General features: G+C 73.5%; 21 protein-coding genes. 11 read left to right on the forward strand and 10 right to left on the reverse strand.

Going from position 1 to position 24,280, the window contains the following annotated elements:
* Positions 1–57 precede the first annotated feature (57 nt).
* Positions 58–564 (forward strand): GNAT family N-acetyltransferase, encoded by a 507-nt coding sequence (locus AB0I29_RS20825; protein WP_285100746.1) that lies wholly within the window; start codon positions 58–60, stop codon positions 562–564.
* A gap of 120 nt (positions 565–684) precedes the next feature.
* Positions 685–2,991: a family 43 glycosylhydrolase gene (locus tag AB0I29_RS20830; RefSeq protein ID WP_357485282.1), complete on the forward strand. Its 2,307-nt coding sequence runs from the start codon at positions 685–687 to the stop codon at positions 2,989–2,991.
* Between the two features lie 110 nt (positions 2,992–3,101).
* Here AB0I29_RS20830 and AB0I29_RS20835 read toward each other — a convergent pair whose 3' ends face one another.
* Positions 3,102–3,962, reverse strand: a complete 861-nt coding sequence (locus AB0I29_RS20835) for a helix-turn-helix transcriptional regulator (RefSeq protein WP_357485287.1) — start codon at positions 3,960–3,962, stop codon at positions 3,102–3,104.
* Positions 3,963–4,140: 178 nt separating this feature from the next.
* Here AB0I29_RS20835 and AB0I29_RS20840 point away from each other — a divergent pair, with 178 nt between their 5' ends.
* On the forward strand, positions 4,141–5,007 hold the full coding sequence (locus AB0I29_RS20840) for an SDR family NAD(P)-dependent oxidoreductase (RefSeq protein ID WP_357485291.1): 867 nt from the start codon (positions 4,141–4,143) through the stop codon (positions 5,005–5,007).
* 24 nt (positions 5,008–5,031) lie between these two features.
* Here the strand turns inward: AB0I29_RS20840 and AB0I29_RS20845 are convergent, their stop codons facing one another.
* Entirely contained in the window at positions 5,032–5,925 is an 894-nt protein-coding gene (locus tag AB0I29_RS20845) for an SDR family oxidoreductase (RefSeq protein ID WP_357485294.1), read from the reverse strand.
* A 103-nt stretch (positions 5,926–6,028) separates the two neighbouring features.
* On the opposite strand from AB0I29_RS20845, the gene AB0I29_RS20850 reads away from it, so the two are divergent.
* Positions 6,029–6,619 carry a TetR/AcrR family transcriptional regulator gene (locus AB0I29_RS20850; RefSeq protein WP_357485296.1) on the forward strand — a complete coding sequence of 197 codons (591 nt, stop codon included), beginning with the start codon at positions 6,029–6,031 and terminating at the stop codon, positions 6,617–6,619.
* Between the two features lie 6 nt (positions 6,620–6,625).
* Here the strand turns inward: AB0I29_RS20850 and AB0I29_RS20855 are convergent, their stop codons facing one another.
* Complete coding sequence (locus tag AB0I29_RS20855; protein WP_285100752.1) at positions 6,626–7,402, reverse strand: ABC transporter permease; 777 nt, start codon at positions 7,400–7,402, stop codon at positions 6,626–6,628.
* Positions 7,399–8,163: an ABC transporter ATP-binding protein gene (locus AB0I29_RS20860; RefSeq protein ID WP_357485300.1), complete on the reverse strand. Its 765-nt coding sequence runs from the start codon at positions 8,161–8,163 to the stop codon at positions 7,399–7,401. The genes AB0I29_RS20855 and AB0I29_RS20860 overlap by 4 nt, the downstream gene beginning before the upstream one ends.
* Before the next feature lie 114 nt (positions 8,164–8,277).
* Here AB0I29_RS20860 and AB0I29_RS20865 point away from each other — a divergent pair, with 114 nt between their 5' ends.
* A complete protein-coding gene (locus AB0I29_RS20865) occupies positions 8,278–9,378 on the forward strand; it encodes a histidine kinase (RefSeq protein WP_357485303.1) in 1,101 nt (366 codons plus the stop codon).
* Positions 9,375–10,019, forward strand: coding sequence for a response regulator transcription factor (locus AB0I29_RS20870; protein WP_285100755.1), 645 nt, complete (start codon positions 9,375–9,377; stop codon positions 10,017–10,019). The genes AB0I29_RS20865 and AB0I29_RS20870 overlap by 4 nt, the downstream gene beginning before the upstream one ends.
* 13 nt (positions 10,020–10,032) lie before the next feature.
* Here AB0I29_RS20870 and AB0I29_RS20875 read toward each other — a convergent pair whose 3' ends face one another.
* The 6 genes from AB0I29_RS20875 to AB0I29_RS20900 form a co-directional block, all read right to left on the reverse strand.
* Positions 10,033–11,220 carry an AI-2E family transporter gene (locus AB0I29_RS20875; protein WP_357485307.1) on the reverse strand — a complete coding sequence of 396 codons (1,188 nt, stop codon included), beginning with the start codon at positions 11,218–11,220 and terminating at the stop codon, positions 10,033–10,035.
* Positions 11,221–11,429: 209 nt separating this feature from the next.
* Positions 11,430–12,470: a 1-aminocyclopropane-1-carboxylate deaminase gene (locus AB0I29_RS20880; RefSeq protein ID WP_285100757.1), complete on the reverse strand. Its 1,041-nt coding sequence runs from the start codon at positions 12,468–12,470 to the stop codon at positions 11,430–11,432.
* Positions 12,471–12,474: 4 nt separating this feature from the next.
* Positions 12,475–13,155 (reverse strand): GntR family transcriptional regulator, encoded by a 681-nt coding sequence (locus tag AB0I29_RS20885; RefSeq protein ID WP_357485311.1) that lies wholly within the window; start codon positions 13,153–13,155, stop codon positions 12,475–12,477.
* Between the two features lie 150 nt (positions 13,156–13,305).
* Positions 13,306–14,910, reverse strand: a complete 1,605-nt coding sequence (locus AB0I29_RS20890; RefSeq protein WP_357485314.1) for a D-aminoacylase — start codon at positions 14,908–14,910, stop codon at positions 13,306–13,308.
* A complete protein-coding gene (locus AB0I29_RS20895; protein ID WP_357485317.1) occupies positions 14,894–16,147 on the reverse strand; it encodes a glycosyl hydrolase in 1,254 nt (417 codons plus the stop codon). Before AB0I29_RS20895 ends, AB0I29_RS20890 begins: the two co-directional genes overlap by 17 nt.
* Positions 16,148–16,204: 57 nt before the next feature.
* A complete protein-coding gene (locus tag AB0I29_RS20900) occupies positions 16,205–17,227 on the reverse strand; it encodes a LacI family DNA-binding transcriptional regulator (RefSeq protein WP_357485319.1) in 1,023 nt (340 codons plus the stop codon).
* Positions 17,228–17,385: 158 nt separating this feature from the next.
* Here AB0I29_RS20900 and AB0I29_RS20905 point away from each other — a divergent pair, with 158 nt between their 5' ends.
* The 5 genes from AB0I29_RS20905 to AB0I29_RS20925 are packed head-to-tail and all read left to right on the forward strand — an operon-like array spanning position 17,386 to position 24,139.
* On the forward strand, positions 17,386–18,672 hold the full coding sequence (locus tag AB0I29_RS20905; protein WP_357485322.1) for an ABC transporter substrate-binding protein: 1,287 nt from the start codon (positions 17,386–17,388) through the stop codon (positions 18,670–18,672).
* A gap of 29 nt (positions 18,673–18,701) precedes the next feature.
* On the forward strand, positions 18,702–19,637 hold the full coding sequence (locus AB0I29_RS20910) for a sugar ABC transporter permease (RefSeq protein ID WP_285100763.1): 936 nt from the start codon (positions 18,702–18,704) through the stop codon (positions 19,635–19,637).
* A 43-nt stretch (positions 19,638–19,680) separates the two neighbouring features.
* Complete coding sequence (locus AB0I29_RS20915) at positions 19,681–20,532, forward strand: carbohydrate ABC transporter permease (RefSeq protein WP_285100764.1); 852 nt, start codon at positions 19,681–19,683, stop codon at positions 20,530–20,532.
* Positions 20,529–22,850 carry a glycoside hydrolase family 3 N-terminal domain-containing protein gene (locus AB0I29_RS20920; protein WP_357485328.1) on the forward strand — a complete coding sequence of 774 codons (2,322 nt, stop codon included), beginning with the start codon at positions 20,529–20,531 and terminating at the stop codon, positions 22,848–22,850. The genes AB0I29_RS20915 and AB0I29_RS20920 overlap by 4 nt, the downstream gene beginning before the upstream one ends.
* Entirely contained in the window at positions 22,847–24,139 is a 1,293-nt protein-coding gene (locus AB0I29_RS20925; RefSeq protein WP_357485331.1) for a glycoside hydrolase family 125 protein, read from the forward strand. The genes AB0I29_RS20920 and AB0I29_RS20925 overlap by 4 nt, the downstream gene beginning before the upstream one ends.
* Positions 24,140–24,280: the final 141 nt, after the last annotated feature.

Consider the following 24,280-nt stretch of genomic DNA (forward strand, 5'->3'; position numbering starts at 1 on the left):
TCTCACCGGCGTGCCCGATCAGGCCGCGCCGGCGTGGCAGTCGTGAGAGGAAGAGCAGTGGAACGAACCCGGGTCCGTGAGACGACCGACCAGGACGAGGCGGTCGTGCTCCGGCTCATGACCGAGTACATGACGTGGGCACTCGCGACCTTCGAGGAGACCTACGGGTTCGCGATGGGTCTGGACGCGCGGCACACCAGCGCCGACCTGGACACGTTCCGCCGGCCCACCGGACTGATGGCGCTCGCCGACGTCGACGGTTCACCCGCCGGCGTCGCCGCGCTGCGCGCTCAGGACGACGGCGTGGTCGAGATCAAGCGGATGTTCGTGCGCCCCGAGCACCGCGGGGAGCACCTGGGCTCGGCGATGCTGGACTGGCTGCTGGAGCGCTCCCGGGCGGACTTCGGCGCGCGGACCGTGCGGCTGGACAGCAACCGCTTCATGACCGGGGCGCACCGGCTCTACGAGTCGCGCGGCTTTGTCGAGCGCACGCCCTACCCGGGCTCCGAGATCCCGGGCGAGCTCCAGCACCTGTGGCGGTTCTACGAGCTGTCGCTGGACTGATCAGCCCCTTGCCGACCGCAGGTTATCCGTTGTAACTTCGCGCGTGGTTATCCGTTGTAAAGGAGCGACGGCCACGTCATCGAGGACGTGGCGCGCGGCCGCCCGAAGGGACGATCACCCATGGAGATACGGTTCGTAGCCGCCCTCGCCACGCTCGCGCTGGTCGTCAGCGCCGTGGCCCTGCCCGGTACCGGAGGTGCGGCGGCAGCCCCCGCGGAAGCCGCGCCACCGCCGTCGGGCACCACGTATACCAACCCCGTGACCGACCCGTTCTCGGACACCTACGCCGACCCGGCGGTGATCCGCGGCAAGGACGGCTGGTGGTACCTGTACGCGACCAGCGACCCGCTGGTGTCGGGCGGCCCGTTCGGCAACATGCACGTGGCGAAGTCGCGCGACCTGGCCACGTGGGAGTACGTCGGCACCGTCTTCGACGGCGAGAACCGGCCCGCGTGGGCCGCGGAGGCGTCCTACTTCTGGGCGCCGGACATCCGGTACGTGGACGGCCGGTACGTCATGTACTACACCGTCACGGACACGGCGGCGAACCCCGACGCGTGGGACTACACGATCGGCGTCGCGACGGCGCCCACCCCGACGGGGCCGTGGACGGACTCGGGCGGGCCGGTCCTGGACCCGCGTCCCGCACCGGGCGGCGGGTACCTCAACACGATCGACCCGGCCCTGTTCGCCGACGACGACGGCTCCCGCTACCTCTACTTCGGCGGCTTCAACGGCGGCATCTGGGTCACGGAGCTGGACGAGACCGGAACCCGCGCCGTGGGTGAGCCCACGCGCGTGACCGTCGCGGACCGCTACGAGGGCGCGTTCGTGGTCAAGCGGGACGGCTGGTACTACCTCATGGGGTCGTCGGCCAACTGCTGCTCCGGCCCCGTGACCGGGTACAGCGTCTACACCGGCAGGTCGCGCTCGCCGCTGGGCCCGTTCACCGACCACGAGGGTGTGGGCATGAACGAGTCGCGCGTGGGCGGCACCCTCGTCGTGGCGCAGAACGGCAACAGGTGGATCGGCGTGGGGCACCACGCGGTGTTCGCCGACGTGTCCGGGCAGGACTGGATGCTCTACCACGGCATCGACCGCGACAACGCGTGGCTGAACCAGCCCGGCGGCGTGAACCGCCGGCCCACGCTGCTCGACCGGCTCGACTGGATCGACGGCTGGCCCGTGGTCAACGCCGGGGCCGGCCCGAGCGAGGGCGCGCAGACCGCGCCGGTGGCCGCGAGCGAGCTGGGCATCGTGAGCGCCGACCCGGCCTCCGGGCACGCGCTGCGGCGCGTGACGGGCGCGTTCGCCCGGGGCACGGACGGCTCCGGCGACGCCGGGGCGATCGCGCGGCTGGTCCCGGACCGGCGGCACGCCGCCGTCGTGCGGACGGCGCCCGCGCCGCGGGACGTGCGGGTCGAGACGGACGTGCGGCTGCCCGACGCCGACGGGTCGTTCACGGTCACGGTCGGCGGGCCCGGCTCGGCCGGGGTGTCGGTGCGGCTGGACGCGCAGGAGCGCGAGCTCGTCGTCGGACAGGGACGGCAGAAGGTACGGACGGCGCTGCCGGCGAACGCGGACCTGACCTCCTGGCACGTGCTGAGCGTCGAGGTGCGCGACGGCGTGGCCGATGCGCGGCTGTCGTCGAGCGGCCTGGGTGACGTGGACGCCGAGGCACGGTTCGAGCCGCGGACGCCGCTGCCCCGCAAGGCGCCGGTGCGCCTCGTGGCGGACGGCGCCGAGGCGCAGCTCGACAACCTGACCGTCGTCGCGGCGCACGAGCCCGTGACGGAGCGCGTGTCAGAGCCGGAGGCGGGCGCGGTCACGTTCGCCGAGGAGTTCGACGGCGATCTGGACGCCGGCTGGCGCTGGCAGCACGGGCCGGCCGCCGTCGACGTCGCCGACGGGGCCCTGACCTGGCCGCTGACCGGCCACGACCTGGTGGGCACGCGGAACGACGCGCCGGTGCTGCTGCGCGACGCGCCCGACGGCGACTACGTGCTGGAGGCCACCGTGCGCCTGCCGCTGGGCGAGGACACGGTGCGCAACTTCCAGCAGGCGGGCCTGCTGGTGCACGCGGGCGACGACGACTTCCTGCGGCTCGGCTCGGTGGCGATCGGCCGGACCCGCCAGGTCGAGTTCGGCAAGGAGCTCACGGCCGACGGCGCCGTCCGGTTCGGCGGCTTCGTCTCCGGTCCGGTGGCCGACACCATGCACCTGCGGCTGTTCCACACCACCGATCCGGTCACGGGCGAGCACCGCTACCGCTCCGCCACGTCGCGCGACGGTGACCACTGGCGCTTCGGGGCCACGTGGACGCTCCCGGCCGACACGGACCCGGCGATCGGGATCTACGCGGGCGGCGGCGCGACACCCGCGGTGAGCGCGGTGTTCGAGGAGGTGCTGGTCCGCGACCTGGGCTAGACCCGGGGGCGCCCCTCTGGCGCCCCTCCCCTTCGAGGCCTAAGTTTCTTCGCTTTGAGCGGCCTCAAAGCGAAGAAACTTAGGCCTCGAAGAAGGTTGACCCCGTCCGCCTACCGCTCCGCCGGCGTGGCCGTCAGGGACCAGCTCGCCAGGAGGCTCAGCGCCCGCTGGGACGGCGAGCCCGGCTCGGCCGAGTAGACGTACAGGGTCGTGTCGGGGTCGCCGGGCAGGGCGAGGGTCTCGTACTCGACGGTGAGGTCGCCGACGACGGGGTGGCGCAGCCGCTTGGACCCGTACGTGCGCTGGTAGACGCGGTGCTCCGTCCACCAGGCGGCGAACTCGTCGCTGGCCTCGCGCAGCTCCGCGATCAGCGCGGCCGTGGCCCGGTCTGCGGGGTCGTTCCCCGCCTCCAGCCGCAGGTTCTCGACGGCGGCACGGGCCTGCTCCTCCCAGTCGACGAACAGCGACCGCGCGCCGTCGTCGAGGAACATCCAGCGCGCATAGTTGCGCCGCGGCGCCGGGAACCGCTCGAAGTCGGTGAACAGGGCCCGGCCCATGCGGTTCTGGGCGAGCACGTGGGCGCGGCGGCCCAGAACAAGCACGGGCGCGTCGCCGAGCGCGTCGAGCAGCTGGTACAGCCCGGGGCGGACCCGCTGGACGGGACGGGTGCGCGGCTGGACCGACCCCGAACCGAGCCCGATGAGGTCGGCCAGGTGGGCACGGCCGGCCTGGTCCAGCCCGAGCGCGCGCCCGATGGCGTCCACGACCGACGGCGACGGCACGATGCGCCGGCCCTGCTCCAGGCGGGCGTAGTAGTCGGTCGAGACGCCGGCCAGGAACGCGACCTCCTCGCGGCGCAGGCCGGGCACGCGGCGCACCCGGCCGTCGGCGGGCAGGCCGGCGCGCGACGCGTCGCCCTGGCTCCGTGCGCGACGCAGGAAGTCCGCCAGCTCCGTGTTCTTCTCGGCCATGGCTCCATTCTGGGCAGGCCGCCTCGTGCGGCGCACCCGTCAGGGTGGACCTCCGCGTCCTAGTCAGCCGCGACCCAGGACGCAGGGGGCCGGACATGGCGCCCTGCGGCGCGGTTCCGGGCGGAAGTCTTGACGTGTCGGCACGCCCCGCCGACCTGACCCTCCCGAGGAGACCACCATGTCCTACCCCACCGACCGCCCCGCGACCTGGTTCGTCACCGGCGCCTCCCGCGGGCTCGGCCTCGAGCTCGTCCGGCAGCTCCTGGAGCGCGGCGAGAACGTCGCCGCCACCACCCGGTCCACCGAGCGCCTGACGAGCGCGCTCGACGACGTCGACACCTCCCGGCTGCTCGCCCTGACCGTCGACCTGGCCGACCAGGCCCAGGTGAACCGGGCCGTCGCCGCCACGACGGAGCGCTTCGGCACCCTCGACGTGGTCGTGAACAACGCCGGGTACGGCTACCTGGCCGCCGTCGAGGAGGTCTCGGACGCCGACGCCCGTGCGATGTTCGACGTCCAGGTCTTCGGCGTCTGGAACGTGCTGCGCGCGGTGCTGCCGGGCTTCCGCGCCCACCGCGGCGGGCACGTGATCAACGTGTCCTCGATCCTCGGCCTGCTCTCGTTCCCCGGCTGGAGCCTGTACGCGGCGGGCAAGTTCGCGCTGGAGGCGATCACGGAGTCCCTGGCCGCCGAGGTGGCGGACCACGGGATCCGCGTGAACCTCGTCGAGCCCGGCTACATGCGCACCGACTTCCTGCGGCCCGTGTCGCTCGGCCTGCCGTCGGACACGAACGAGGCCTACCCCGCCGTCCGCGAGATGGTCGAGCAGCACCTCGGGATGCCGGGCACCCAGCTCGGCGACCCCGCCAAGGCGGCCGCGGCGATCATCACCGTCGCGACCTCCGGCGAGGCGCCCCTGCACCAGCTCCTCGGCTCGGACTCGCTGGGGTTGGCTGCGGGACGCCTGCACAGCCTGTCCGACGACGTCGAGGCGTCCCGCCCGCTGGCGACCACCACGGACATCGCTGAGACGCCGGCGGCCTGAGGCTTCTCAGGCCGGGCGCCCGGCCTAGACCGCGGCCGTCGTCGAGTAGGCGCCGGCCGCGATGTCCTCGACCAGCGTCGGGCCCGTCGGCGTCCAGCCGAGCAGCTCGCGCGTCGCGGTGCTCGTCGCGGACCCCTCCATGCCGAAGAACCCGCCGATCCAACCGAAGTGCGCGGCGACGTCGTCGGGCGCGATCGAGGCGACCGGCAGGTCGAGGGCCGCTCCGATCGCCTCGGCGATCTCGCGGCTCGTGACCCCTTCCTCGGCCACGGCGTGCAGCCGGGAGCCGGACGGGGCCTTGGCCAGGCCGAGCGCCACGAGGCGCGCGGCGTCGGAGCGGTGCACGGCGGCCCAGCGGTTGCTGCCGCCGCCCGGGTAGCCGGACACGCCGTGGCGGCGGGCAGCGTCGGCGATCACCGAGATGAAGCCGTGGTCGCCCGCCCCGTGCACCGTGGGCGAGAAGCGCAGGCTCACGACCCGCACGTCGCGGTCGACGTACTCCAGCGCCAGGTTCTCGGCGCCGCCGCGCGGTGAGCCGGGGCCGTGGGCCGACGAGGCGTCCGCCTCGGTGGCGGGGCGGCCCTGTGCCAGCCCGGCGGTACCCGCCGCGAAGAGGAACGGCCGGCCCGAGCCTGCGAGGGTGTCGGCGAAGGTCTGCACGGCGGCCCGCTCGGCGGCGTTGGACGCGGCCGGGTTCGAGAAGTCGTGCTTGTTGGCCAGGTGCAGCACTGCCTCGGCGGCGTCGGCGCCCCGGCGGAGGCCGTCGAGGTCGTCCAGGTCGCCGCGCTGCACACGGACCCCCTTGGCCTCCAGCGCGTCCGCGGACGCGTCGGACCGGGCGAGCGCGGTGACGGCGTGGCCGTCCGCGAGCAGCTCGTCGACGGCGGCCGACCCGATCCAGCCGGATGCTCCGGTCACGAAAACCTGCATGGTGAACCTCCAGTGATGTCAGTGACTGCTGTCAGTCACAGACATCACCTTACGCGTGACGTCAGCCTCTGTCATCACCTAGACTGGAGCCATGGTCAGATGGCAGCCCGGGACGAGCGAACGACTGCAGGCCGCCGCGCTGGACCTCTTCGCGAGCCAGGGCTACGAGCAGACGACGGCCGCGGAGATCGCGCAGTCCGTCGGCCTGACCGAACGCACCTTCTTCCGGCACTTCAGCGACAAGCGCGAGGTGCTGTTCCACGGGCAGCAGCTCCTGGTCGACGCGTTCCTCGCCGGGATGGCGGCGGCGCCGGACGACGCCACGCCGATGGAGCTGGTCGCGGCCGCGCTGGAGTCGGCGGCCGAGTTCTTCCCGGACGAGCGCCGCGAGCACTCCCGGCTGCGGCAGACCGTCATCGACCAGAACCCGGCACTGCAGGAGCGGGAGCGGCACAAGCTGTCGGTGCTGGCGGCGACGGTCTGCGAGGCGCTGCGCGCCCGGGGCGTCACGGAGCCGGCGGCCACCCTCGCGGCGGAGTCGGGCGCCACGGTGTTCGGCGTCGCCTTCACGCAGTGGATCGCGCCGGGCGAGACCCGGCCCATCACGCAGATCGAGCGCGCGGTGCTCGCCGAGCTGCGCGGCCTGACCGCCGTCGGACCCGGCCCTGCCGCCGGGGACTGACGCCGGTCAGCCCCAGCGGAACAGCAGCGCCGCGGTCACCGAGCCGACGACCACCGTCACGCCCAGGCTGATCAGGTGCACGGGCTCGACGGGAGCCCCCACCCAGGCCGCCGCGAGCGCCTGGACCGCCGCCCCGAAGGGCAGCCGTTCGCCGACGGCGGCGAACGGCTCGGGCAGGCTGCCGGGGCCGCCGAACATGCCGCCGAGGGCACCGAGCGCGAAGAAGCCGACGAGCCCGATCGCGACGGCCGAGTTGGGCGTGGGCGCTACGGCGGCCACGATCATCCCGACGGCGTACATCGCCGCCATCGCGAGGGCGTAGACCCCGACGGCCGTGGCGGGATGCGCGGGCGGGCTCGCACCGAAGCCGAGGAACGCCACGCCGAGGGCGAGCGCCAGCCCGAGGACCGTCTGGAGCACGCTGACGATCACCTGGGCGACGAGCACCATCGCGGGTGACGCCGGGGTGACGGCGAGCCGCCGCAGGATGCCGCTGTGGCGGTAGTAGGCCAGGAAGCTCGGCATGTTGATGACGCCGATGGTCGCCATGACCATCGTGAGCACCAGCGGCAGCACGTACGCCTCCAGGGCGGAGAACCCGGCGACCACCTCCTGGTCGCCGGCCGCGTGGGCGCTCGTCAGGAGGATCAGGAGCGGCAGGCCGAGGGGGACGACGAGGCCGGCGGTGTCCCGCGCGACCATCTTGGCCTCGCAGACCACGAGGGTGAGCCAGGCCCTCGGGCCCGGCCGCCGGACGGTGACGGGAGTGGCGATGGTGCTCATTCGGCTGCCTCCAGCTGCTTTCCGGTGAGGGCGACGAACGCGTCGTCGAGGGTGTCCGCGCCCGCTCGCGCGGTCAGCTCTCCCGGCGGTCCGACGGCGACCAGCCGGCCGGCGTCGAGCAGCGCGACCCGGTCGCAGAGCCGTTCGACCTCCTCCATCGCGTGGCTGACGAGCACGATCGTCACGCCCTCGTCGCGCAGGCGCTCGACCGTCGCCCACATGCGGCGGCGGGCGAGCGGGTCGAGCCCGGTCGTGAGCTCGTCAAGGATCACGACTCGCGGCCGGCCCACCATCGCGAGCGCGATGGAGACCCGCTGCTGCTGGCCGCCGGACAGCTTCTCGAACCGCACGCGCCGCTGCTCCTCCAGGCCCACCAGGCCGAGGAGCTCGGCAGCCGGGCGTGGGTCGGGGTAGAAGCTGCGGTACAGGTCCAGCAGCTCGGCCACCGTGAGCGCGCCGTGCAGGTAGGCCGCCTGGAGCTGCACGCCCAGCACCTGGCACACCTTCGCCCGGTCCCGCCGCGGGTCGAGGCCCAGCACGCGGACGCTCCCCCGGTCCGGCCGGCGCAGCCCCGCGATCATCTCGACCGTGGTGGTCTTGCCCGCGCCGTTGGTGCCGAGAACACCGAGCACCTCCCCGGTGTCGACCCGCAGGCTGACGTCGTCGACGGCAACCTTGTCGCGGTACCGCTTGACGAGACCCTCGGCCAGGATCGCCGGCGCTCGCCCGCCGGTGCCGCTCCCGTTCGTGTCGCTGCTCATGTCCGACGACGCTAGGCGCCGGGCCCGGGCGCGCACCTGTGCCGTTGGTCAGGGATGTGAACCATGACTTTCGGCACGGGCGGGGTCGGGCGCGCCGACCGTAGGGTGGCTGTCATGCGGCGCCTGGGGACCGAGGAGTGGTCGGGTCTCGCGATGCTCGTGGTCGCGCTGGCCCTGGCCGGGCCGGTGCTGTTCGGGTACGCGGCGCCGTCCGTGCCGCGTGGCTGGTGGATCGCACTGTTCGTCCTCGTGATGGTGACCCTGCTGGGCTCCCTGATGCGGGAGAAGGCCGACCTGCTGCGGCACACGATGTTCGGGACTGCCGTCGTCGCGTCCTGGGCCGTGGTGCTCACCGCTCCGCAGGTCGGCCTCATGCCGGTGCTGCTGGTCGTCATCGCGAGCGTGAGCGTCTACGTCGCTCCGCTGGGGGTGGGCTTCGTCGTCGTGGCGCTGAACACCGTGGTGCTGGTCGTGCTCGCGACCCTGCGCGACGACGGGCTCGCCGACGCCCTGGTGGGTGTCGGTTTCTACCTGCTCATCCAGCTCGCGACGATGCTGAGCTCGATGACGCTCGTCCGCGAGCAGCGCCTGCGCCGGGAGCTCAGCCAGGCGCACGTCGACCTGCGGGCGGCGTCGGCCCTGCTCACGGAGTCCGCGCGGACGGCGGAGCGGCTGCGGATCTCGCGCGACCTGCACGACCTCATCGGCCACCAGCTCACCGTGCTCACCCTGGAGCTGGAGGCGGCGCGGCACCGGGACGGCGCGCAGGCCCGCGACCACGTGGAGCGGGCGAACCGGGTGGCCCGCGACCTGCTGGCCGACGTCCGGGCGACGGTCGGCGAGCTGCGGACGGCGTCGTCGGACCTGACCGAGGCGTTCCGGCAGGTGGTGCGCGACCTGCCGGACCTGGACGTGTCGATCGACGTCGGTCCGGACCTGCAGGTGGACGAGGAGCAGACGGCGGCCCTGGTCCGTGCCGTGCAGGAGATCGTCACCAACACCCTGCGGCACGCCGATGCCCGTGCGCTGCGGATCGCGGTGGCCGCCGGACCCGGCGGCGTCGTCCTGACCGCGCTGGACGACGGCCGCGGGTTCCACGAGCTGGTGCCCGGCAACGGGCTGCGCGGCCTGGCGGAGCGGTTCGAGGCCCTGGGCGGCGGCGTCGAGTTCGACGGCGCCGACGGCTTCCGGGTCACGGCGCGGGTGCCGACGTGACCCGCGTCGTCATCGTCGACGACCAGACGCTGGTGCGGCACGGCATCCGGGCCCTCCTGGAGATCGCCGACGTCGACGTGGTGGGCGAGGCCGACGACGGCGCGGCCGCGCTGGAGGTGATCGCCGCGACCGAACCCGACGTGATCCTGCTGGACCTGCGGATGCCGCGCCACGACGGCCTCTGGACCCTGGGCCGGCTGCGGGAGCTGGGCAGCGACGTGCCCGTGCTGGTGCTCACCACGTTCGACGACGACACGCTCGTGCTCGACGCGCTGCGCTCCGGCGCGCGCGGGTACCTGCTCAAGGACGTGACGGTCGAGCAGCTCACCCGGGCGGTGCACGCACTGGCCGGCGGCGGGACCCTCGTGGCGCCGTCGATCACGGACCGGATGCTGCGCGCGATCCGCGCCGTGCCGCCGGCGAGCGGCGCCGACGCGCTGCCGGTGCAGCGGCTGACCGACCGCGAGCTCGAGGTGCTGCGGCTCATGGCCGAGGGCTACACGAACCGCGAGATCTCCGGCGCGCTGTCCCTGGTCGAGGGCACGGTCAAGAACCACGTCTCGACCATCCTGCTCAAGCTCTCGGCGCGGGACCGGACCAACGCCGTGCTGCGGGCCCTGCACCTGGGCGTGCTCGGCTAGCGCGTCTCCTGGCCTAGCGCATCTCCTGGTACGGGATCACCACGCGCTTGATGACCAGCAGGCCCGCCGCCGCCACCGGGACCGCGACGAGGGCCCCGAGGATGCCGCCGAGCGCCGCGCCCGCCAGGGCCGCGACGATGACCAGGACGCCGGGCATCGACACCGCGCGGCTCATCACGCGCGGGGACAGGACGTACGCCTCGACCTGCATGTAGACCAGCAGGCACGCCCCGACGACGATCGCGGCGACGGGGCTCACCGTCAGCGTCGCGAGCGTCACGAGGATGGACCCGATGACCGTGCCCACCACGGGGATCAGGGCCGCGACGAACGCGATGACGGCGAGCAGGATCGGGGCCGGGCTGCCCGCGAACAGGGTGAGCACCAGCGTGAACGTGGCGTTGATGGTCGCCAGGATGAGCTGCCCGGAGACGTACCGGCCCACGGAGTCCAGCACCTCGTCCAGGAGCGACCCGGTCATCTCCCGCCGGGAGCGCGGCACCAGGCGCAGGACGGCGGCGACCATGGTCGGCAGCGTCAGGGCGAAATAGATGGTCAGGGCCGTGACGATGATGACCGCCGTGACGCCGTTGATCAGCCCGGTGCCGACCTGCAGCACGCCGCCGGCGATCGCCGAGAGCTGTCGCGGGTCGCTGAGCAGGTCGGTCAGCGAGGACAGCAGCCCGTTCAGGTCGAGGGCGCCGAGGTTGCTGGTCGCCCACGCGTACCAGGCCTGGTCGGGCAGGGTGCGCAGCAGGTCCACGAGCTGGGTGCCGAAGCTGCTGACCTGCGGGACGGCGATCGGCAGCACCGCTACGACGACCAGCGCGATCACCACCAGCGACCCGACGACCATCACCGTCGCCGCCACCCAGCGGGGCAGACCCCGGTCGGTCAGGGTCTCGATGCCGGGCTCCAGGGCCAGCGCCAGGAACAGCGCCAGCCCGACGTAGACGAGCACCGTCGCCACGGCGGACAGCGCGCCCAGCACCGCGAGTCCCGCACCGACCCCCAGCGTGGCGAGCATCGCGTATCCGAACGGGTTGGCGGGCAGCCCCACCACGGCGCCGCCCCGGCCCGCGGCCCGCCCGCCCGCGATCCGCGCCGGTCGCGTGGGTGCCGCCGGGCGGAAGCTCGCGTCGAGGTCCCGCCCCCTGGGCAGGCGTGGCGGGGTGCCGGGGCGGTGCAGCAGGCGGGCCATGACGCTCCATCTCGATCCCGGGTGTCCGCGGTGAACATCCGGCGCGTGCCAAGCCTCCCCGAAAGCGGCCTGCTTGTCGCCGACCCGCGCGGCGGGTCTCCTCGGCGCGCCCACCGAGGAGACCGCCCACTGTGACAAGCTCAGCCAGCCGTCAGCACCTGCGACCTGTTCCCGGTGTCGTCGCCCGGGGGCACGACGCCGGGAGGCGCTCAGCCGAGCACGGGGCGGGTCTGCGTGAACAGGCCGCTGTAGGCGTTCAGGGCCGGCTGCCCGCCCAGGTGGGCGTACAGCACGTTGCTGGTCGCGGGGATGTCGCCGCTGGTCACGAGGTCGATCAGCCCGGCCATCGACTTGCCCTCGTAGACCGGGTCGATGATGACGCCCTCCAGCTCGCCGGTGAGCCGGATCGCGTCGAGCGTCGACTCCACCGGGATGCCGTACAGGTCGCCGGCCCAGCCGGGCAGCACGGTGATCTCGTCGTCCCGCAGCGGACGGCCGACGCCGATCAGGTCGGCCGTGGCGCGCGCGATCCGCGCGACCTGGTCACGCGTCTCGTCCAGCCTGGCGCTCGCATCGATCCCGATGAGCCGGCGCGGCGGGCCGCCGGCCTCCTCCAGCGCCGCGAACCCGGCGATCATGCCGGCCTGGGTGGATCCCGTCACCGCGCAGACGACGATCGTGTCGAAGAAGACGCCGAGCTCGCGCTCCTGCTCCTGGACCTCGTACGCCCAGCGGGCGAAGCCGAGACCGCCGAGCCGGTGGTCGGAGGCGCCCGCCGGGATCGCGTACGGCGTGCCGCCGCGCTCCTTGACGTCCTCGATCGCGCGGGACCAGGAGTCCTTGAAGCCGATGCCGAAGCCGGCCGGGTCGAGCCGCACCTCCGCGCCCATGATGCGGCTGAGCATGATGTTGCCGACCCGGTCGGCCACGGAGTCGGGCCAGTCCACCCAGTTCTCCTGCACCAGCACGGCCTTGAGGCCGAGCGACGCGGCGACGGCCGCGACCTGGCGCGTGTGGTTGGACTGGTAGCCGCCGATCGATACCAGCGTGTCCGCGCCCTGTGCGAGCGCCTCCGGGACGAAGTACTCCAGCTTGCGGGTCTTGTTGCCGCCGTAGGCGAGGCCCGCGTTGCAGTCCTCCCGCTTGGCCCAGACCGACGCGCCCCCGAGGTGGGCGGTGAGCCGCGGCAGCGGGTGGACGGGGCTGGGCCCGAAGGTGAGCGGGTGGCGGGGGAAGTCGGACAGGGCCATGGGTCTACTCCTCGCGGGCGGGCTGGTCGGTGTCGGCGTCCGTGTCGGTGGGCAGGGTGCTCCACGTGTCGAAGGCGACCGCCGCCGCCCCTTCCGCCTCCCCGGCGGCGCAGAGCCGGATCAGCTCCTCGTGCCGGGCGAACGACGCGCGCCCGCCCAGCGAGGAGAACCGCAGGCGTTCCGCGCGCCGCAGCACCGGCGTGAACTGGTCGAGCACGGACGACAGCGCCCGGTTGGCCGCCACCGTCACGGGCACGCCGTGCAGCGCGTCGTCGGCACGCAGGGCCGCCTCGACGTCGCCCCGTTCGATCGCCTCGCGGAACTCGCGCTCGGCCGCGCGCATCGCGTCGAGGTCGGCCTCCGTGAGACCCGGCACCGCCGCTCGCACGGCCACCTCGTGCATCGCGGCGACGACGTCGCGCGCACCGCGCACCTCACGCAGGTCCAGCGAGCTCACGGTCGTCGAGCTGCCCGGCCGGGCCACGACCAGCCCGGCCTCGGCCAGGCGCAGCAGCGCCTCCCGCACGGGCGTCCGGCTGACGCCGAGCCAGGCCGCGAGCTCGACGTCGCGCAGCTGCTCCCCCGGCGCGAGGCTGCCGTCGACGATCGCGTCGCGCAGCCGGCCGTAGACGTCGTCACGCAGCAGCCGGCGATCGATCCCGGGCACAGTTCTCGGAATGGGCATGCAATATATTACATACATCGAACCGCGTTCTGGCAAGACCGGTGCACCTCTGCCAGACACCCCCTGGCAGGGACCCCTGGCGAGACCTGCGCACCCTCGCAGGGGCGCAGTGCGCTTGGCACACTATTACTGCTGGTTCGACACCTCCCGTCAGCGCGGAGCGTGCCGCAGCGCCCCGCCCGGGCGCGCGGCGGTGCGCGCGCCCTCCTCGATCACCGGGACGCCGCCCACGAGCACCCACGGGATGCCCGCCGCGGTCAGGCGCGGCTCGTCCGGGGTCGCCCGGTCGGCGACGGCGGCGGGGTCGAAGAGCACGACGTCGGCCACGTGGCCCTCGGCGATCCGGCCGCGGTCGTGCAGGCCGAGCCGGGCCGCGGGCCGGGCCGACAGGTGCACGATCATCTCGGCGAGCGACAGCACACCCTCCTCGCGCACGTACCGGCCGAGGTAGCGCGGGAAGGTCCCGGAGCCGCGCGGGTGCGGCTTGGCGCCGACCAGGATGCCGTCGCTGCCGCCCGTGTGCCGGGGGTGGCGCATGATCTCGCGGACGTTCTGCTCGTCGCCCACGTGCTGCAGGATGCTCGTGCCGAGCCGGTCCGCGACCAGCAGGTCGAGGAACACCTCGGCCGGCGACCGGCCCTCGTCGAGCGCGATCCGGGCCACGGTGCGACCGACCCGGTCACCGAGGGCGGCGTCGCGCACCCCGGCGATCTCGATGGTGTCCCAGTCGACGGGCACGCCGTGGCAGCCGTCGCTGCCGACGACCTCGACCTCGTGCGTGATCCAGGCGCGCTCGGCGGGGTCGCCCAGGCGGGCGAGCGTCCGCTCCGGACCACCCACGGCCGCGCGGCTCGGGAGCAGCGCGGACAGCGTGGTGGAGCCGGGCAGGTAGGGGTAGGTGTCGAGCGTGATGTCCACGCCGTCGGCGACCGCCCGGTCCACGAGGGCGAGCAGCTCCCCCGCGCGGCCGCGGTTCTCGGGGAAGTTCATCGTCGCGTGCGTCAGGTGCAGGGCGCACCCCGAGCGCCGCGCGACGTCGACCATCTCGGCGTACGCCCCGATCGCGCCCGCGCCGTAGGACCGCTGGTGCGGGGCGTAGAAGCCGCCGCGCCCCGCGACCACCTCGCACAGGGCGACGAGCTCGTCGGTGTCGGCGAACATCCCGGGCACGTACGTGAGCCCGGACGAGAGGCCGAACGCGCCCTCCCGCAGGCCCCGGTCCACCTGGGCGCGCATCTCCGCGATCTCCGCGGGGGTGGCGCGCCGGTCGCCCGTGCCGACGACGTTCATCCGCACGGTGCCCTGTGGCACCAGGTAGGCGACGTTCGTCGCGCTGCCGCGCCGGTCCACCTCCGCCAGGTACTCCGCGACGGAGCGCCAGGAGAAGTCGACGCCGTCCGGGATGCCGTTCCAACCCGCGATCTGCTCGCGGACCAGCGCCATCGTCTCGTCGGTGACGGGCGCGTACGAGATCCCGTCCTGCCCCACCACCTCGGTGGTCACGCCCTGCGTGACCTTGGCGAGGTGGTCGCCGTCCGCCAGGACGGCCAGGTCGGAGTGGGCGTGCATGTCGATGAACCCGGGGGCCACGGCCAGGCCGTCGGCATCGACGACCCGCGCGCCGGGCGCGTCGATCCGCCCGCCGACGGCGGCGATCCGGCCGGACCGCACCAGCACGTCGCCGGTGACCGGCTCCGCCCCGCTGCCGTCGACGACCAGACCGCCGCGCAGGAGCAGGTCAGCCCGCGTCGACACGGACGAGCTCCCGGATGCCGCGGGCCTCCAGCGCCGCGGGGTCCGCGGCGGCGGCGCTCGTCACGACGGCGACCTCCACACCCTCCTCGCGCAGCGCGTGCCAGCGCTCGAAGACCGCCCCGCCGGGACCGAGGGACGGCCGGGACAGGGGCAGGTCGTCCGCGTCGACGTCGACCACCACCGCCGTCGCCCGCCCGGGGCCTGCCGGACGCGCACCCGCGGCACGCGCCTCCGCGACCACCTCGGCGAACCGCCGGCCGAGCGGCTTGACCCGGTTCTCGGTGTCGAGCAGGCCCAGCGAGTACTCCAGGTCCTTGTAGTCGCCCAGCTCGCGCGTCACGTCGTGCGAGCACCACCACGTGACCGCGTAGAGGTCGTCCGTGGTGAGCGCCGCCTCGATGGTGCGCGCGCAGAACTCGGGCATCTCCGCCTCGGCGAGGTTCATCGACGGCGCGCCGACCTCCTGCAGCCAGACGGGCCGGCGGGGCTCGGCGGCGAACGCCTTGGACAGCTCGATCATCCACTCGGCGTGCCGCACCGACTGCGGCGACAGCGCGCCGTAGGTCGCGGCCGTCCCGTTGAAGATCCAGGAGTGCACGGTGGTCACGTCGCCCAGGCGGGAGGCGTGCACCGGCACGAACGGGTGCTCGTCGCGGTACCAGAGGTGGTCGTTCTCGCTGTGGGTCACCAGGTGCCGCGGGTCGCGGTCGCGCGGGGCCTCCAGCAGCGACGTCAGCCAGTGCGTCACCTCGTCGCGCTTGGCGGGCATCGCGGCCGGGTTGGGCCGCTGGAACTGGTTGAGCTCGTTGCCGAGCGTGAGCCCCAGGAAGTTCGGCTTGTCGCGGACGGCGTCGTAGACCGCGGCGACGAGGGCCGCCTGCGCCTCGATCGCAGGCTGGTCGGTGAACATGTTGCCGTCGTGCCAGTTCACGAGCCACGCCGGCACGAAGTCGAAGCCGGACATGTGGCCCTGGATCACGTCGACCGCGATGTCCAGGCCCTGCTCGGCCGCGAGGTCGGCCACGAGCGCGATGTCGTCGAGCGCCCGCTGCCGGATCAGGGTGCGGTTGGGCTGCAGCACGGGCCACAGGGGGAACACCCGCACGTGGTCGACGCCGAGCGCCGCGATCGCCTCGAAGTCGGCGCGCACTACGTCCGGATCGATCGCCATCCACTGGAACATCCAGTCCTTCGACGGGGTGTAGTTGACGCCGAAACGCGGTGTGGTCGTGGTCAAGGGCCTGCCTCTCAGGTGACTCAGGATGCCCGGGCGTCGCAGCCCGGGCAGGGGTGATCAGGCGCGGGCGCCGGGCGCCGCGGACGTCGACTCGCGCACCATGAGCTGGCGCCCGCCGACCGTCTGCGACGTGACGTCCTCGCCCCGCACGAGCCGCTCCAGGAGGGCGACGGCGGTGCGGGCGCTCTCCTCGACCGGCGCGTCGAGCGCGGTCAGCCGCGGGCGCACGAGGGTGGAGACCCAGGAGTCCTCCCAGGCCACCACGGAGAGCTGCCCGGGGACGCTCACCCCGAGCTCGGGCGCGTGCGCGACGATCTCGGCGGCGATCACCTCGCTGTCGACGATGATCGCCGTGACGTCGCCGATCCGGCCCAGCAGGTCGGCCACGGGGTCGGTCGCCGTGGCGTCCCACACCGCGTAGGACGGCTCGACGCCGCACTCGGCGGCCGCCGCTGCGAACCGCCGGTCGCGGGCCTGGGTGTGCGCGAGGCCGGGCGCGTCGTTGATCCGCGCGACCCGGCGGTGGCCGAGCTCGGTCAGGTGGGTCAGCACGGCCGCGAACGCGGCGTCGTCGCGCACCGTCACCGCGGGGACCGCGGCGTCCACGGGCGCGCCGAGCACCACCGCGGGCGCCCCGAGCTGCCCGACGAGGTCGAGCCGCGGGTCGTCCGTCCGGGCGTCGACCAGCAGGAACGCGTCGACCCGCTGCTCGGCCCACCACTCGCGGTAGACGCGCGCCTCGTCGTCGACCGCCACGAGCGTGAGGGAGAGCGACCAGCCGATGTCCGCCAGGGGCTGCGTGAGCCCGGCCAGCAGCCGAATGAAGAAGGGGTCGCGACCGAAGGTGTCGCTCGCGCGGGCGATCACCAGCCCGAGGCTGCGCCCGCCGCGGCCCGAGACCTTGCGGCTGGCGTAGTTGGGGCGCCAGTTGAGCTCGTCGGCGGCCTGGCGGATGCGCTCGGCGGTCGCGGCCGAGACGTTGGGCCGGCCGTTGAAGACGTGGGACACCGCGGACGGCGACACGCCGGCACGGCGAGCCACCGCGGCGATCGTTGCTCGTTTCGGGGGTGTTTCGGTCACGTGCCAGACACTACGGGGGTTGACCCTCGAAAGTAAAGCGGTATACATTCGCGGCCAGCCAGATTGTGTACCGCTTTACAAGGCCCGGCACGCGGATGTGCCCCGCCCGTCTCGATCGACACACCGAAGTCCCAGGTCGACAAGCTCCAGGAGGTTCCGTGTCCCACGGCATCAGCAGGCGCACCTTGTTGGGCGCCGCGCTCAGCGGCGGGATCATCACGCCGCTCCTCGCCGGGTGCGGGGCGCTCGTGCCCGCGTCCAGCGGCCCGAACGCCCTGACCGTGCACACGCAGATCAGCGGGGCCGTCGCCGGCGCCCAGGTGTTCTCCGACGTCGTCGCGGCGTACCAGCGCGCGACCGCGCGCCGGGTCGCGCTGCTGAAGAACGGCTCCGACCTGCCCATCGTGTTCGAGACGAGCACGCTGGCGGGCAAGGAGGCGGACGTCGCGATCGTCAACATGATGGGCCGCACGCTCTCCTGGACCCGCCTGGGCGCGACCGTGCCCGTGAACGACTACCTCGACGACTGGGGCCTGCGGGACGTGATCATCCCCGAGGCGCTGGCGGAGTGGACCGACGACGAGGGCCGGCTGCGCGCCTTCCCGTTCACCCGCACCAACTGGCCGGTGTCGTTCAACACCGGGCTGCTGGAGGAGGCCGGGGTGGGCGCCATCCCGACGACGTCCGACGAGCTGATCGCCGCCGCGGACGCGCTGCGCTCCCAGGGCATCGGCCCCGTCACCGTGGGCGGCTCCGACTGGAGCGGCCAGAAGATGTTCCTGCAGATCATCCAGGGCTTCATCACCCAGGACGAGGCGCGCACCGTGTTCTCGACGGGCAAGATCTCGGAGAGCCCCGGCGCGATCGCCGGCGTGGAGCACTTCGTGGAGCTGCGCGACGCCGGCGTCTTCGTCGACAACGTCCAGGGCTACACGTCCGACTCCGAGCTCACGCAGTTCAACACCCGCAAGGCCGCCATCGTGCCGGCCATGTCGTCGGCCCTGGCGCTGGTGCCCAACGAGCGCGCGGCGGAGGTCACCGTGGGCGGCTGGCCCAAGCCGTCCGGCGGCGGCGTGCTGGAGCACCCGAGCGTCATCAGGAGCTTCAACGGCCACGGCATCTGGATCAGCGAGAACGGGCGCAAGAAGCTCGACCTCATCAAGCCGTTCGTGCAGAACCTGTACACCCCCGAGGTCACCGACGAGTTCATCCTCGGGTCCGGCCGCGACATGAGCCGCATCACCGACACCGTGAGCCAGGACTTCCCGCTGGTGGCCCAGGGCTCGCGCCTCACGGACGACGACGTGACGCCCGTGATGCTGCCCGACCTGCTCATCCCCGACGCCGTGTTCGAGCCGATGATCCAGGCGACCGCGCTCGCCTACGGGTCCGCGCCCGCCGACCGCATCATCGACGCCTTCGAGAAGTCATACCAGGCGGTCTGACCGCTCGAGCTGGGAAAGGACCCCCACCCATGACCGCGCTCCTCGACGCCGGCCGCCCCGAAACGACCGGTGACGGCACGACCGCCGCCCCCCGCACCCGCCGCCGCGGGACGATCCGCGACCGGTTCCCCGGCCTCGCCCTGCCCGCGCTGATCTGGTACGCGGTGTTCATGATCGGCCCCGTGGTCGCGATGTTCGTCATCGCGTTCCTCTCCTGGCCGGGCATGCTCACCACGCCGACGCCGGCGGGCCTCGACAACTTCGCCCGTGTCTTCGCCGACGAGACCTTCTGGACGGCGACCGCGAACTCGGCGATCCAGATCGTGGTGGGCCTGCCGATCATGATCGGCCTCGCTTTCCTCCTCGCGTTCTACGTGGTGCAGAAGCCGCGCGGCCACCGCGTGCTGCGGTACCTGCTGTTCATCCCGGCGCTCATCTCCGCCCCCGCGACGGCGATGGTGTTCTACGCGATGCTCAACCCGGACGGCCTGGTCAACGGCTTCCTGCGCCCGCTGGGCCTGGAGGGCAACGAGTGGCTCGCCGACCCGACCACCGCGCTCGGCGCCATCATCGCCGTGGAGCTGTGGAGCGGCATCGGCTACTCGGCGGTGCTCATCGCCTCCCGGCTCGACGGCGTCGAGAGCGAGCTCGTGCAGGCCGCGCGGCTCGACGGCGCGGGCGACTGGCGGCTGGCCTGGCGCATGTACTGGCCCATCGCGCAGGACTTCATCGGCGTCGTCGCGATGCTGCAGTTCCTGTCCATGCTGTTCAACTCGGCGCAGACCGTGCTGCTGCTCACGCAGGGCGGCCCCGAGAACGCGACCACCACGCTCGCGTACCTCATCTACCGCAAGGCGTTCGTCGAGACCGACCTGGGCTACAGCCAGGCCGTCGGCGTCGTGCTCTTCGTGATCGGGCTGCTCGGGATGTGGGCGATCCGCCGCACGCTCCGCGCCACGCACTGATCCCGGACTCGAACCGCCTCCCGACCCCGCCCAGGAGAACCTCATGGCTCAGCGCACCGCACTCCCCCTGCGCGACCGCATCGGCTCGATCACGAGCGGCACGCTCGCGTGGATCTACGCCGCACTGCTGGTCATCCCCTTCTACTACTTCATCGTCTCGTCGTTCAAGACGAACGAGGAGATCTTCGAGTCGCCGCTCGCGTGGCCGACGACCTTCGACCTCTCCAACTTCACGACGGCGATCCAGCAGGCCGACCTCGGCCTCGCGGTGGCCAACTCCGCGCTCACCACGGTCGCCGCGCTGGTGCTGACCCTGCTGCTCGCGCTGCCGGCGTCGTTCGCGCTGGCGCGGGCACGGGGGCGGGCCGGCAAGATCGTCGAGAGCGTGTTCGCGCTCGGGTTCCTCATCCCGTCGTTCGCGGCACTGTTCCCGACGTTCCTGCTGGCCGCGGCGCTCGGCCTGTTCCACACCCGCACGTTCGTGGTCTTCCTGCTGCCCGCGACGGCGCTGCCGCTGTCGATCGTCATCCTCACCTCGTTCATGCGCACCATCCCGCGCGAGCTCGAGGAGGCCGCGTCCATGGACGGCGCGTCCTCGCTCCAGGTGCTGCGGCAGGTCTATCTGCCCATCTGCGTGCCGGGCATCGCGACGGTGCTGCTGCTCAACTTCCTGTCGTTCTGGAACGCGTACCTGTACCCGCTGATCCTGATCGGCCCGGACACGGCGCAGCGCACCATCCAGGTGGCCCTGCCCACGCTCAAGGTCGACGCCGGCACCGACTACGGCGTGCTGATGGCCGGCACCCTGTTCACACTGTTGCCCGTGTACCTCGTCTACACCGTGCTCCAGCGCCAGATGCAGCGCGCACTGCTGTCGGGGGCGGTCAAGGGATGACCCACCCCCGAGCCGCCACGCTCCCGCTCGCCACCCGCATCGGCCAGGTCAACCAGCGACTCAAGGGCTGGGAGGCGGTCCGGTGGGTCGACGGCGTCCCGCGGGTCACCGACGTGCTGCGGCGCGAGGTGGACCGCTGGGGCGGGCTCGGGGCGATCTACGGCGTGCTGCGCGCCGACCCGTGGTCGGCGGTGCGCTGGGACAACGGCATCCCGCCGGAGCGCAGCGCCGAGGCCTACGCCGCGATCCAGGACCACGTCACCGCCTACGGCGACGGGATCCCCGTGCTGTTCGTGGAGGAGGCGCCGCACGGCCTCATGGCGCTCGGCGGCACCACGCTGCCCGTGAACCTCGCGCTCGGCGCGGGCATGGACGCGGACCTGACCGAGGAGCTGGCGGCCGCCGTCGCCGCCGAGGCGCGGGCCCGCGGCACGCACGTCGCCCTGGTCTCCGGCCTCGACGTGCTGCGCGACCCCCGCTGGGGCCGCGCGGAGGAGTGCTTCTCGGAGGACCCGGCCCTGGCCGCCCTGCTCGTCGCGGCGACGGTGCGCGGCATGCAGGGCACCACCTCGGCGGCCGATCCGATCGACACGGGGCACGTGGCCGTCGTGGCCAAGCACCTCGCCGGGCAGGGCGCGGGCATCGGCGGGCGCAACGGCTCCGGCGCGCCCGTCGGGCGGCGCGAGCTGGGCGAGATCCACCTGCGCCCCGCGTTCGCCGCGGCGCGTGCGGGCGTCGCCGGCTTCATGGCCGCGTACAACGACGTCGACGGCGTGCCGTGCACCGCCAACGAGGAGCTGCTCACCGGCACGATCCGCGAGCGCTGGGGCTGGGACGGCGTGGTCATGGCCGACGGCACCGCGATCGACCGGCTTCGGGACAGCTCGCCCGACCCCGCCTTCGCCGCCGCGCTCGCCCTGCGGGCCGGCGTGGACCTCAGCCTCTGGGACGAGGCGTTCACGCACCTGGAGCCGGCGATCGAGCGGGGCCTGGTCGAGGAGGCGGTGCTCGACCGCGCCGCGGACCGGGTGCTGGCCCTCAAGCGGCGCCTCGAGCTGTTCGGGGCGCCCGCCGCTGCTCCGCCTGAGGCGGAAGCGCCGGACGCACCCGCGGGGCGCGACCTCGTCGCGCTCGTGGACCGCGCCGCCCGCCAGTCCGTCGTGCTGGTGGACGACGGCAGCGTGCTGCCGCTGCACCCCGGCGCGACGATCGCCGTCGTGGGCCCGAACGCCGACGACCTGGACGCCCAGCTCGGCGACTACACGCCGCCGCGGCCCGTCCCGGACCCGGTCGCCTCGACGGTGCGCTCGGCGCTGACCGCGCGGTTCGGCGCCGACCGCGTGCGGTACGCGCAGGGCAGCCGGCTGCGCGGTCCCCTGGACGCACCGCACGCGGACGCCCCGGACGCGCTCGACGCCGTGCGGGCCGCGAGCGCCGGCGCCGACGTGTGCGTCGTGGTGCTCGGCGGGACCAGCCGCCGCACGTACGACGACGAGTTCGCCGACAACGGCGCTGTCGACGGCCCTGCCCTGGACACCACGAACGGCGAGGGCGTGGACCTGTCGTCGGTGGCGCTGCCACAGGCGCAGCTCGACGTGGTCCGGGCGGCGCGATCCGCCGGTACGCCGGTGGTCGCCGTCGTGCTGGACGGGCGTCCGCGGGCGCTCACCGAGCTCCGTTCCCTGGTCGACGCGCTGCTCGTCGTGCCGTTCCCCGGCCCGGGCGGGGGCGCGGCGATCGTGGCCGCGCTGTGCGACGGCACGGCGTCCGGCCGGCTGCCCGCGACCTTCCCGGCCGCGGACGGCGTCATGCCGGTGGCGCACGACGAGCGGATGGAGACGGCGCGCGGCTACGTGGACACCGACGTGCTCCAGCGCCTGCCCCTGGGCACGGCGCTGCTGCCGGGCGTGACCGCGCGTCTGCGGGGTGCGGCGCCGGCCGCGGCGGCCACAGCGCCGTCCGTGCCTGCCGCCGCGCTGGCCGACGGCGGTGTGGTGAGCGTGACCGTCGAGGTGACCAACACGGGCGCGCACGACAGGTCGCTCCCGGTGCCGCTGTACGCGCGCCGGCACGAGCCGGGCGTGCGGCCGCGCCGCCGTCAGCTCCTCGCCGTCCGGCGGGTGACCGTCGCGGCGGGCGACACCGCCGCCGTGCCGTTCGACCTCGGCCTGGACGAGCTGGGATCGTGGGCGACCGGCGCGCCGGTCGCCGAACCCGTCACCCTCAGCGTGTGGTGCACGCCGGAGTCGGACCCGCCCGCCGACGCCCTACCGGTCCGCGTGACCGACCAGAACGGAGCCACCCCGTGGGAGCGATGACCCGCACCCCCCTCGACCCCGCGATCACGACGACCCTGACGGAGGCCGCCGATCGCGTGCGCGCCACCTCGGGCACGCAGGTGGGCGACATGGTCGAGGCCGCGCTGCTGCGCACGCTGACCGACACGGTCACGATGGGCGACGACGGCACGGCGTTCGTGATCACCGGCGACATCCCGGCCATGTGGATGCGCGACTCGACGACGCAGCTCACGCCGTACCTGCGCTTCCTGGCGACGTGCCCGCCGCTGGCCGACCTGGTCGCCGCCGTCGTGCGGCGTCAGCTCGCGTGCCTGGACCACGACCCGTACGCGAACGCCTTCAACGACGGCCCGACGGGCGCGCACTACGACCCGGACGACGTGTGCGACGACCCGCACGTGTGGGAGCAGAAGTACGAGATCGACAGCTTCGCCTACCCCGTCACGCTCGCGCACACGCTCTGGCGGACGACGGGCCGGGAGGACGTGTTCGACGGGCGTGCCCACCGGGTGCTGCGCACGATCGTGGACCAGCTCCGCACCGAGCAGGACCACGACGCGTCGCCGTACCGGTTCCGGCGCGACACCGACATCCCGACCGAGACGCTCGCGCGCGACGGTCGCGGCACCGCCGTCGGCCGCACGGGCATGACCTGGAGCGGGTTCCGGCCGTCGGACGACGCGTGCACGTACGGGTACAACATCCCCGCGAACCTGTTCGCGGCGCAGGCGCTGCTCGCGATCCGCGACATCGCGGGCGAGGTGCTCGACGACGCCGCCCTGGCCGCCGACGCGCTGGCGCTGTCCGGCGAGCTCGTGGCCGGCGTCCGGGCGTTCGGCGTCGTCCCCGGCGACGGCGCCCCGATCTACGCCTACGAGGTGGACGGGCTGGGCGGGGTGCTGCGCATGGACGACGCCAACACGCCGTCGCTGCTGTCGCTCCCGCTGGTCGCGCCGGACGTGTACGACGCGGACGTCTGGCGCGCGACCCGTGAGTTCGTGCTCAGCCCCGCCAACCCGTACTACGTGACCGGCACGGCGGCGAGCGGCATCGGCAGCCCGCACACCAAGCCGGGCCGCGTGTGGCCCATCGCGCTGGCCGTCGAGGCGCTCACGGGCACCCCGGAGGACCGGGTCCGCGTCCTCGGTGTGCTCACCCGGACCGACGGCGGCACCGGCCGCATGCACGAGGCGTTCGACGCCTCGGACCCGACCGCGTACTCGCGGCCGTGGTTCTCGTGGGCCGACTCGATGTTCTGCGAGGTGGCGCTCGTGGTGGCCGACGAGACGGCCCCTGACGTGTGCTAACGTCGTCGCGATCGTGAATCCGAGGCAGGAGGTGAGACCCGTGAACGCTGTATCCGTACCGGGCGCTCCCCCGCAGCCCACGATCGCGCGACTGCGCTAGTCGCCACCGGGAGCGCCCGCCAGGCAACTCGCGAGAGGCGA

It is taken from the genome of Promicromonospora sp. NPDC050262 (genome assembly GCF_040655935.1).
Lineage (GTDB): Bacteria > Actinomycetota > Actinomycetes > Actinomycetales > Cellulomonadaceae > Promicromonospora.

What these genes read in the sequence shown, in the direction of transcription:
- AB0I29_RS20830 (WP_357485282.1), top strand. Translation starts at nt 685, where the DNA reads ATGGAGATACGGTTCGTAGCCGCCCTCGCCACGCTCGCGCTGGTCGTC.
- AB0I29_RS20835 (WP_357485287.1), bottom strand. Translation starts at nt 3,962, where the DNA reads ATGGCCGAGAAGAACACGGAGCTGGCGGACTTCCTGCGTCGCGCACGG.
- AB0I29_RS20840 (WP_357485291.1), top strand. Translation starts at nt 4,141, where the DNA reads ATGTCCTACCCCACCGACCGCCCCGCGACCTGGTTCGTCACCGGCGCC.
- AB0I29_RS20850 (WP_357485296.1), top strand. Translation starts at nt 6,029, where the DNA reads ATGGTCAGATGGCAGCCCGGGACGAGCGAACGACTGCAGGCCGCCGCG.
- AB0I29_RS20855 (WP_285100752.1), bottom strand. Translation starts at nt 7,402, where the DNA reads ATGAGCACCATCGCCACTCCCGTCACCGTCCGGCGGCCGGGCCCGAGG.
- AB0I29_RS20860 (WP_357485300.1), bottom strand. Translation starts at nt 8,163, where the DNA reads ATGAGCAGCGACACGAACGGGAGCGGCACCGGCGGGCGAGCGCCGGCG.
- AB0I29_RS20865 (WP_357485303.1), top strand. Translation starts at nt 8,278, where the DNA reads ATGCGGCGCCTGGGGACCGAGGAGTGGTCGGGTCTCGCGATGCTCGTG.
- AB0I29_RS20875 (WP_357485307.1), bottom strand. Translation starts at nt 11,220, where the DNA reads ATGGCCCGCCTGCTGCACCGCCCCGGCACCCCGCCACGCCTGCCCAGG.
- AB0I29_RS20880 (WP_285100757.1), bottom strand. Translation starts at nt 12,470, where the DNA reads ATGGCCCTGTCCGACTTCCCCCGCCACCCGCTCACCTTCGGGCCCAGC.
- AB0I29_RS20885 (WP_357485311.1), bottom strand. Translation starts at nt 13,155, where the DNA reads ATGCCCATTCCGAGAACTGTGCCCGGGATCGATCGCCGGCTGCTGCGT.
- AB0I29_RS20910 (WP_285100763.1), top strand. Translation starts at nt 18,702, where the DNA reads ATGACCGCGCTCCTCGACGCCGGCCGCCCCGAAACGACCGGTGACGGC.
- AB0I29_RS20915 (WP_285100764.1), top strand. Translation starts at nt 19,681, where the DNA reads ATGGCTCAGCGCACCGCACTCCCCCTGCGCGACCGCATCGGCTCGATC.
- AB0I29_RS20920 (WP_357485328.1), top strand. Translation starts at nt 20,529, where the DNA reads ATGACCCACCCCCGAGCCGCCACGCTCCCGCTCGCCACCCGCATCGGC.
- AB0I29_RS20925 (WP_357485331.1), top strand. Translation starts at nt 22,847, where the DNA reads ATGACCCGCACCCCCCTCGACCCCGCGATCACGACGACCCTGACGGAG.